Source organism: Vogesella margarita (genome assembly GCF_028548475.1).
GTDB lineage: Bacteria > Pseudomonadota > Gammaproteobacteria > Burkholderiales > Chromobacteriaceae > Vogesella > Vogesella margarita.
On sequence record NZ_JAQQLE010000019.1, the window covers coordinates 1 to 9674 of the forward strand.

The following is a 9674-nucleotide window of genomic DNA, read 5'->3' on the forward strand; positions in this document are numbered from 1 at the left end:
GGCGAATGGTCACCCCAGTGCGCTTGCCGAGCTGTATGTAAAGCAGAACTGCGCGGATGCGATCTTCGTACGAGTACATGAACTACCTCCCAGTAGTCCAAGTTTTTGTCCGCACCCCCGCTGGTCAAAATTCGACGCTGATTGACATCCATCGCTGATACTCGCGCCGCACATTCTCAGTCACGTGCTGCTGGAGTCAAAAACGGCGACCAAGGCATCTCTTCGGCCAGCAAGCGTTCCTTGTATTTTTTTCGTAGTTTATCGAATCGGTTCTGTAATTGCTGTTCGATACTGGACCAATGCAGATGGAAGAATGTCTGCGCCTCTTGCTGTGCGAGCCTGAGTGCTTCGACACGGCCGTCCGCCACCACAAGGAACAGGACGGCTGCATGCCAGAAAATCTCTGCAGAAGGCGCTGCACGCATGACTGCAAGCCAGTGCACGGTCCAAGCATGGCGGTCATAAGCTTCTCGCGCAACACGCTGAGTTTCACCCAGCAGGCCAGGTACGCCGGCAAATCGTGCCAGCACGCTGTCGCTGTGTGGATTCTGACCCATCAGGCCCGCGACTAAGACTGCACGCGCCTGCGCCGCCGGCCATACAGAAGCTAAGCGCGTATCAATGTACTGAGTGAGCTGCGTCGATTTACCATTCCACAGCGCAGCCCACACCTCATGTGAGAGTGCGTCGTTATTGGCAGCACAGTCGAGGCGGCGCATGCGCAGCGCGCCCAGTTCAGCATGGTCGGCTGCCGACCAGACTGCCATTGCTCCCAACTCGATAGCAGTGTGGCCAAACACTACGCGCACCAGCGGCGCGATCGGCTCAAATTTTTCGAATAGCTGGACAGCACAAACGGGGTCATGTGCCGCGATTGTATGCGCCAATAGTAGGCCGATATTGCGCACTGCTACCAGATGCGCGCCGTCTGGCTGATCAAGCAGCAAAACACTCCAGTGCTCGGCCAAAGTGGTGTCGGCCGCAGCGATGGCTGCAAAATCCTCCATACAAAATTGGTCCAACAACTTGTCTGCATCAATGCGCGTGAGGTTCGCCAGCAGAGTCTCGAAGGCAGCGTGCAACTTGCGCTGGCGTTCGATAAAGCCGTCTTCTTGTTCGAATGTACTCTGCAAGGCTTCGTCGAGGCTACCTGTCGGCTGTTCGCATTCGAGCAGGCGGAAGTACTGCGGCTGCGGCCCGTCGTCCGGATGCCGCATAAGCTCGATCTGAAACATGCTCATCTCGACTGGCAATTCTAATGAACGTCGGAGCAATGCATCAACAACACTGGCAACGTATCGCGCCGAGGCCCCGCCAAGACGCCGCGATAGGCGACCGAGGTGCTGATAGTCCATGTTTGCCACGAGCGACTCCCAAGGAGCAATGCACTGCGCGGCGGCTTCCAACATGACTTCTGAACCGTACCAGCGTTCAAGCTTTTCATCCGTGTTCAACTGGGTCACACTCCAGTTGCCTTGCACTACTATTCTCAGCGCTTCGGTTTCGCCTGACTGTGCAACCATGCGCAAGGTATACGCGCGCACCAATGTCGACTCGCTGCAGAGCAGGCTTGGAAGGTAGGCGCGCACTGCAGGCGACAGCGGGCAGTTCGCAAAGGGGGTAAACAACAGCACGGTGAATTGCGCTTCGTCGTCCTGTGCTGCTATCGCACGAGCAAGACTGTACTCAAAGGTCTGGACGTCGAGCGGCTTAATCATCTTGATCAGATTTTGCGACAACCTGTTACCAAAACTCGCCTGTATAAGTGCATCAAGTTGTGCATCCGCATCCAATGCCGGAAAGGCCAATTGCAGTTGGAACTGAGCCCAGATTTTGGCCTCGTCGCCCAATGAACGCAGGGCGTCGATATCAGCTTCGCTGCCACATACCCGACAGACAAATCGCTGTGCTTGCTCATGCGTGATTAAGGCAGAATGCGCTAGCAAACCGGCCACGCCTTGACGCAGTGGTAGGCCTCTACGAAGTAGGACATCGTTGACCCAGGCACGATGCCGTTCAACGGCAATGTCTTTGTAATAGCGACTCACAGCCGGCCGCGCATCACTGAAGAAATAATCCAGCGTATCCATACCCATATGCAGATAGAGGCGGGTGACGTCGATGGCCGCATACTGCTCCGCAGTGCGTAGCACGTTGTCAGGTTCTGTATTGCTGGGGTCGCAGGGGTCGGTGCTGCAATAATTTTCGACTCGTCGCCACCGTCTGTGCTCCGGCTGTCCTACACGTAGTACATCAACGAGTTCTTGCGCATGCCGCGCATCGTCCGGATGGCCGGTCGCCTGCAGCAACGTCACCAAGGCCCATTGGCCTACTCGCGAAGGCTTCCCATTGCACAGCGTCTGACTGGCGAGTAGGAGTGCCGCACGTGTAGCTTGCCAGTCAACGCTGTTAAAGCGGATCAACTGACGAAACTCCTTCAAGGGTGCTTCGTAGCTGCCGTTTAGGCTTCCAGCAAAACTCCATCGCACCAATGCACGTGCAAACTGTGCCAGCGGCATGCCAGCCAACAATTTCAGGGCGACCTTGCCGAGCACTGAAACATCTTGTGCAGTGGTTCGCTCCAACGCGTCTAGAATGTCGTGCTCCTCGGTAGAAAGTCTTGCCAATTTGGCTTCCAGTTCGCCTTGTAATTCAATGCGTCGTTGAATGACCTCGTCAGCGCTGCGGCCAAAAGGAAAGACATGCTGCTCGATATCTAGAGTGACGTGCGCTAGCCAGCCTTCGACCACCTGCGCGATCATCAGCCAAGCCTGCTTGTCAGCTTTGGCCTGGTGCAACGCCAATTCGATCCAGTCGAAATTGACCGCCCTGCCTCCTTGCAACGCCAGGGTCCGTGCCACTTCGAGAAAAACCAGCGTTCGGGTACGTGCCAGTGCGGCAATCGCGTCGAAAGCATCGTCGTCCGGGTTCTGTAAGCCGGCGAACCCCATTAGGATCGCCACGCCGATCTCGGTTGAATTTTCTTCGCTCATGCAGGCCACTGTCAGCGCAGCCATGATCGCCTCAGAGGCCTGGTCGAGGGCAGCGATCGGCTCAGCTAACGCGGCTAGAGCCTCGTTAAGGTCGCGCCCGTTACGTCGGGCAGTATGCAGTTCGTCAAGGATCGCCAAGCCAAGGGCTAGGCCAAGCCCCTCTTCTCGCACGGTGTAGCGCGTTAGATCCTCTGTCAATGGTATGAAGAAGCGTCCTTCCACAACTGCATCTAGGCCGCCTTCAAACACCTTCAGGTCGTCGCGCTGCTGCCCGTTCAAACGCTGCAAGATCTTCTTTGCATGGTCTTGCAAATTGCGCTTGAAGTGTTCAGCAGATTGACCGTAGCTGTCACGCTGGCTGGCACGCAGGTGCTCAAACAGCAGGAAAGGAATGCTTAATTCCTCCAGCGCCAGGAGCCGTGCACTGTCGAGCAACGTTAGCGCTATGCCAAGCAGGCGGGGATTGCACAATGAAGCCGCGACCCGCTCATGTAGCTGGCTGCCGTGCATACCCCGAGCGGTGAGCAGCGCATCGCGCTCTGCCGGCGTCCACTCTGGCACTGCCAGCTCACGGCAGGACGAGACTAAGCGCGGCCTGACCATTCCGTCGAAATAGCGTTTTCGCGAAGTGAGAATCAGTTTGCCACCGATGTGTTCTAATTCTTCGCTGAGCTGATCGATTAGGCGCGCCCATTCGGTACGTGGGCGCTGGTTCAGGCCATCAAGCACGACCAGAAAACCTTGCGCGGGGCCGCGGCGTTGCGTGCGCCATGCGTCCAGTTGGGCAGACCAAAACGCCTGGTGGCGCTCGGACCCTTGCCTATCGGTCTGTACGCAGAGTTTACGAGCGATGAGCGCGATTGGATCTGCGATCTGCTCACCGATATCCTCCGCAGTCAGAAAGATCGTCAACGGCTTGACCGGCAGGGAAAGCCAAGCCTGTGCGACTAGCCAGGATTTGCCATTGCCTTCATCGCCGGTAAGGACGACCACGCCGCCAAGGGGCGATTCGATTAGCAGGGCTTCGAAGCGCTCCGTAAGGTCGGTTCTAGGCATGGGTTTAACGGGCGCCGCAGTGTCAGCCGGACTGAGTGACTGGCCAAACCGTGTCTTAGCCTTGCTTCGGCTGGAGAAGGCATTCAGCAACCACTCCGCATTTACGTCGCATGCCCTCTCCAAGGACCAACCTGGCTCCGGTAATGCCTGTGCATCAAGTTGTATATGGATTTCATCGAAGCGCTGCTGAAGAGCACGCATGTTGATTTGGAGTACGCCTCCCAATGCATCATCTTTCACCGCACCAAGTACGCCAGCCACCAGAACCTTCACGGCATGATCGACGATATCTTCGGCCCGATGACGATGCTCGCCAGACGCCTGCATATAGCTGACAACTAGCGCCATGCGGTCGTCCGACGGCTCGACCGCGGAGGTGATACGCGCGTGCGAAAGACTTTGCAATCGACGCTGCGTGTCGGTCGAGTTCAACCATTCACGCGCATGTAGCAAGGAGAAGGGCTCCGTACGCACCAATCTGTGTGCGAACGCCTCAAGTATCCTTTGCCAGCCTGACTCGGTGGACGAACTGGCGCCGAGAAGCACAAAGGTCCCTGCGTCCAAACCATCGATTGGTGAAGAAGTCGTCGCCGCTAAATTGCGGGCGGCTGTACGCACCGCCCAGGGTTTCTTCACCCACCCCAACACGGGCGCGACCAGTGACGAAAGAATGCGTGAAATAGTCGAAAGATCCAACTTCGGCCCCTTGATAGTAAACCAACGCAAGGCCAGATACCTTTCGGCTCTGATTGCGCAAAATATAGCAAGCCCGATAATTTACCGACCCTCACAGGAAGGCGCATCTGGTTTCACTTATAAACGTCCACTCCAGGGAAATATTCTATGGCTGATTTGGGTCGAAAGCAGTCATCTATCACCACGCATGCGAAGGTCCGCTTTGGCCAACTTACTGCCAGCCACAAGGTGGTAGAGGCAGATCATCGGCCAAAGCGGCCGGTAGATCTACTCCTAACGGTGCGGTTGCTATTGACCCAAAGCTGACGTACGGGCGACCGATGAAAATGGCCGCTCGCTTCATGGAGGCGGCCACAAATATATCTAGTAAACGAGAGGCGTATATGGACTCCTCCCGGCTTGCTAGCATTTCACAGTTCAGGTTGTCGGATCGACTGCTCACGTATATCCGGCCTTGAGTTGGGCGTTATCGCCCGGGCCATGATGGGCTATTCGCGCGTTAGCTCCCAATCGATTCATCGTGCTGTTTGCACTTCGCCCCTCCAGGGTTCTGCTAACGCCGGTTCGACCGGTCGGCCATCACTGTGACTTGCTTGGCAATCGTGAAGGTTGGCTTACTCGTTGATCATCCCTTTGTCGGGGCCAGGAAGCACTGATGGCGTTCAGGTCGCGTTACACCCTCCCAGCCCGTAGGCCGGGTCGTAATCTGCTTCGCGGCTGAGGAGCGCCCAAACCAGCCGAGCGGTCTTGTTGGCTAGCGCGACTGCTGCGACATTCTTGTTACGCCGGCTGCACAGATTTTGAATCCAGAGACTCAATCGGTCGGATCGCCCCACCGCAGTTCGTACAACTGCGCGGGCACCATGAATCAGCAAGGTGCGCAGGTAGGCATCGCCACGCTTGCTGATACCCAGCAGCCTGTCCTTGCCACCGCTGCTGTGCTGAGCAGGCGTCAATCCCAGCCAGGCAGCCAGATCACGCCCGCGCTTGAACTGGCCCGCGTTCTGCCCGATGGCTGCCACCAGTGCCGTGGCAGTGATCGGGCCGATGCCGCGCAGTTGCTGCAGCTTTCTTGCCTGCGCATTCGTACTGGCCTGGTGCTGCATGTCCTGATCCAGCAGGTCGATCTGCTCATCCAGATACACCAGATCGGCGCGTAGACCGTCCAGCAGGGTACGGAAGTACCCACTCAGTCCGTTTTCGGCATCCTCCAGGATTTCCGGCAGCGCCTTGCGCAACGCTGGTACGTGCTGTGCCACGACGATGCCGTACTCGCCCAGCAAGCCGCGAATCTGGTTCACCTTGGCGGTGCGCTGCCGGATCAGCTCGCTACGAATGCGGTGCAACGCCTGCAAATCCTGCTGTTCTACCGTCTTTACCGGCACGAAGCGCATACTGGGCCGGCCGACTGCTTCGCAGATGGCCTCGGCGTCGTTGGCATCATTCTTGTTACCCTTGACATAGGGTTTCACGAACTGCGGCGCGATCAGCTTCACTGTATGTCCCATCGCTTGCAGCTTGCGTGCCCAGTGATGGGCGCTGGCGCAGGCTTCCATGCCGATCAGGCAAGGCTCGCGATTGGTAAAGAATTCCAATAACTGACGGCGGCGCAACTGACGGCGACAAACCGGCTTTTCCTGAGCATCCACACCATGAACCTGAAATACGGTTTTGGCCAAATCGATGCCGATGCGCATAATCTTCATGGTGGACTCCTCGTTTCTGTTGACTGGTTTGTTGACACTTCCAGTCTGGCACGTTGATGCCGTATCAGGAGGGAGGAGTCCATCCCATTGATTCAGGCTTAGGGTGGAAAGGTCCTGTTATTAACGAAACACTCAATTTCCGAAATTCAGATCTGCTTGGGTTTGATCAGTAACATTGGAAGCGGACACTTTTCTCTCTGCACTTGCATCAATCAGGACGACATCCCTGCGCGCCTGCAATCCAAGATCCTTGAGAATTTCTTGAACTCTTCGATATTCAGATAAGGAGAAATGCAAGATTGCTTTGATCGACTTGGATGTGTCGTTAGCTGCCTCGTATACATTAACTTGGTGCTTGAGGTTTTGTTTAAGCTTGCTATTTGACGCGAGCTTAAACTCAACCAAGGTTTTATCTGCATTGCCTTTTGAAACCTTAAAATCAACGGGGCCACGACCGTTATTGACCTCACGATTGACGTCAAAAACTGTGGCATACCAAGTCAGCCGGTACATGATTTGCAAATCTGCCTCGCGCTGAACTGGCTTACCTTTTACATAAAACAGCCTGTACCCATCATTATCCTCAATGACTTTCTTGAGAAAATGAACACGACGAAGAGACTCCTCAAAGCTATCCCCCAAGTTATAAAATTCGGTTCCTTCTAAGTGATTGCCAACTAACTGCTGAACTTGATTGACAAACTGCTCTTCTGTGTCACGCACCTTTAGGTTACTTACTAAATGAGCCTCATCAGCCGAGTCTTCTTTTTTGCGAACATAATAATCCAACACTTCAGGAAACTGCTCAATTGTCGCAGAGGCAGCCTCACGAATCTCTTGATCTTTCGGCTTCTCTGATAGTCGTTTCAGAAAATACTCCTGAATCTGTGCGCGAAGCTGTTCGTCAGGAATTGCCGGGTAAATATCGGTAAAGGTATCGAGTAGGTCCGCTCTATTGATCCAAGCTTCATCCTTGGTAAGCATGTTCTTTGGCGTCAGTAGAATGTAGTCGCCTTTATGTGCTGGCAACTCAAAGCGCGCGTCGTGCCATCTGCGTGTTTCATAGTTGAAACTGACCCGCTTAACAGCGAAGGTCTTGCAAAGTTCAGGGGCAATGTGCTCGCGAGCAAACTGCTGTGTGTACTCCAACAGATATCCCTTGATCAGATTAGTCGTAAAATCACTGAGATGATCACGCCCAACCCCATCGGAGAGCAGGCATAGCTTCTCAAGATGACTTCCTCTTGTGATCGTTTCTTGGCCAAAGCTCTTAAATACCCGACGCAGGTTCTTATTAAGACTTTTTGCAAAATCTTTACCCAGGCCACTTCCTTTATTTCCAGTCTTACTAAATCCAAGCCAGTTTTGACTGACTTCTGGAAATCCAAACCAGCTTTCTATTAGACCAGCTGAGATGGAATCATTCTCAGCGATATCACGCAGAAACCTCACATAGCGGATAATATCCTCATGAAGGACCTGATATTTATCTTCTTGGCTATCAAAAAGCAAAAAAGGGTCAATAAATAGTGGGAGGTCATTGATCAGGGAAATATTGAAGGCACCGTACTCCTCTAAAACATCAGGCGCCACACTGAAGAAATCAGAAAAATAAATTTTTGCACACATCTTCCACCCCACCGAAAAAATTAATATCCCAAGCAGGATCGACGTCTATTCCGTCTTGAGCAGTACCTGGCTTTAGAGACCAATTTGTCACTATTGGTGTACCCCGCCAGTTGCGGCTGGGCACTTACGATGCCATTGGATGGCATTGTTCTGTCAGTCAGTGAGATAGCTTTCATTCATCTCTGGATGAACTTCAAATCTTTCAGTTCCAAGGTAGATCAAGCCTACCTCCTTAGGAAGAGCATCCAGTCTCTCGATCGCTCTGTTGATCCGAGCACATTGCTCGGCATTGACATAGAAGCGATGGTCATCCAGCCAGTTTCGAGAGTCGTGATAGTTATCAAGCGTCGCAGCTTCCAACCCGGCGACATGCTGCTCGATCCGAGTGCGACTGACCAATCGTCTGAGCCCAGGAATGATATCGACAGTACGATCATCCGACACGACAATGGCAAACCTTCGATGATTGCTCGCCTGCACGTAGCGCACGCCAGAGTTGTATCGCGATCCCCGTGAAGGCGTGCATTGATCGGTCGCCTCACCGTCGAGAATGATCCCGATAGCGTGGCAGACGCCCGAGGGATCGAGCAGTATGGTGCCGTCGATTCCGCTGACACTCCGGAGCAACGATTCAGAAAGTAGGGTTGGCACGATACTGGTACCTTGCTTGCTGAGCCGGCGTGCTTCGCTGGCTGCGTCTTCCGCGACAACGATCATGCTGCCGTGTTCTTGGCGAATCTGGGCCAGCAGCAGGTTCCACAGGTGTAATCCATTCTCCTGTGACGACTGCGGAAACAGTCGAACATAGTTTGCGAGGAAAGCAGCCTTATCGAAGGGTTCCTGCGGAAGTTTTGGCACTGCATAGTGACAGCGAAGTAGCCCTTGATTGCCGCAGCGCAGCACCCAGTGATAGTGATCGATGAAGGTAACTGTGAACGCATCTTGTGCGCTGGAATCGTGCGAAACCTTCAGTTGCCCAAGTCCGTAGATATGCTGACTGTCTGCGATGATTCCAACACCTGTCGTCGCCATCTGTAGCACTTTCCGAACCCATCGCGGTTCACGAAAAGTTACTGGCTCAGCAAACTTAACCATGAAATCGACGGCGTCGTTCTCCGGGTCGACGAGTATGAGGTGACCTACGCCTTTTGCGCCCTCGTACATGAGAGAAGAGACAATGTTCAGTGCATCGAAAAGATCGGTATGGATGTACCGTTGCTCGACCGATAGCCCTGGCGTATGCATAAAGTCCTTCGCCGCAATACGCACGACTTCCTCCGCGCTTCTCATGCCATGGTGAGTAAAGCGCCCCGGGGCTGGATTCTGTAACTCCTCAGTAGCTTCATGAAGAACAGCAGCCATTGCCGCGTGGATTAGGCTGCGATATCCAGACTGTCCCTTCTTGATTGGCTTAGAGGGCAACGGAGGAAACTGCAAGAGGGTAGCATGTAAAACAGCGTGCAAAAGTGACCAGGGGGGGTGCGGACAAAATCTTGGACTTGTTTATGCTGCCAAACCAAGACTTTCCCGATACTCTAGGGGGCTGCGTGCCCCTAGGGAAAGCTTGATTCGCTTTTCGTTGTACCAGCGAATG

At 54.2% G+C, this 9674-nt stretch carries 5 protein-coding genes; all 5 read right to left on the reverse strand.

The features are described 5' to 3' along the window. Positions 1-176: 176 nt before the first annotated feature. Positions 177-4745, reverse strand: coding sequence for a hypothetical protein (locus PQU96_RS15845; protein ID WP_272773371.1), 4569 nt, complete (start codon positions 4743-4745; stop codon positions 177-179). 662 nt (positions 4746-5407) lie between these two features. Next, entirely contained in the window at positions 5408-6451 is a 1044-nt protein-coding gene (locus tag PQU96_RS15850) for an IS110 family RNA-guided transposase (RefSeq protein ID WP_272773372.1), read from the reverse strand. Between the two features lie 132 nt (positions 6452-6583). After that, on the reverse strand, positions 6584-8080 hold the full coding sequence (locus tag PQU96_RS15855) for a DUF8370 family protein (protein WP_272773373.1): 1497 nt from the start codon (positions 8078-8080) through the stop codon (positions 6584-6586). Positions 8081-8233: 153 nt separating this feature from the next. Next, positions 8234-9544: a hypothetical protein gene (locus PQU96_RS15860; protein ID WP_373316304.1), complete on the reverse strand. Its 1311-nt coding sequence runs from the start codon at positions 9542-9544 to the stop codon at positions 8234-8236. Between the two features lie 39 nt (positions 9545-9583). After that, positions 9584-9674, reverse strand: a 91-nt coding sequence (locus PQU96_RS15865) for an IS3 family transposase (protein ID WP_272771416.1), incomplete at its 5' end; no start/stop codon positions are given.

Bases quoted from the DNA above. Each gene is read 5' to 3' on its own strand.
- PQU96_RS15850 (WP_272773372.1), bottom strand. From the start codon at position 6,451: ATGAAGATTATGCGCATCGGCATCGATTTGGCCAAAACCGTATTTCAG.
- PQU96_RS15855 (WP_272773373.1), bottom strand. From the start codon at position 8,080: ATGTGTGCAAAAATTTATTTTTCTGATTTCTTCAGTGTGGCGCCTGAT.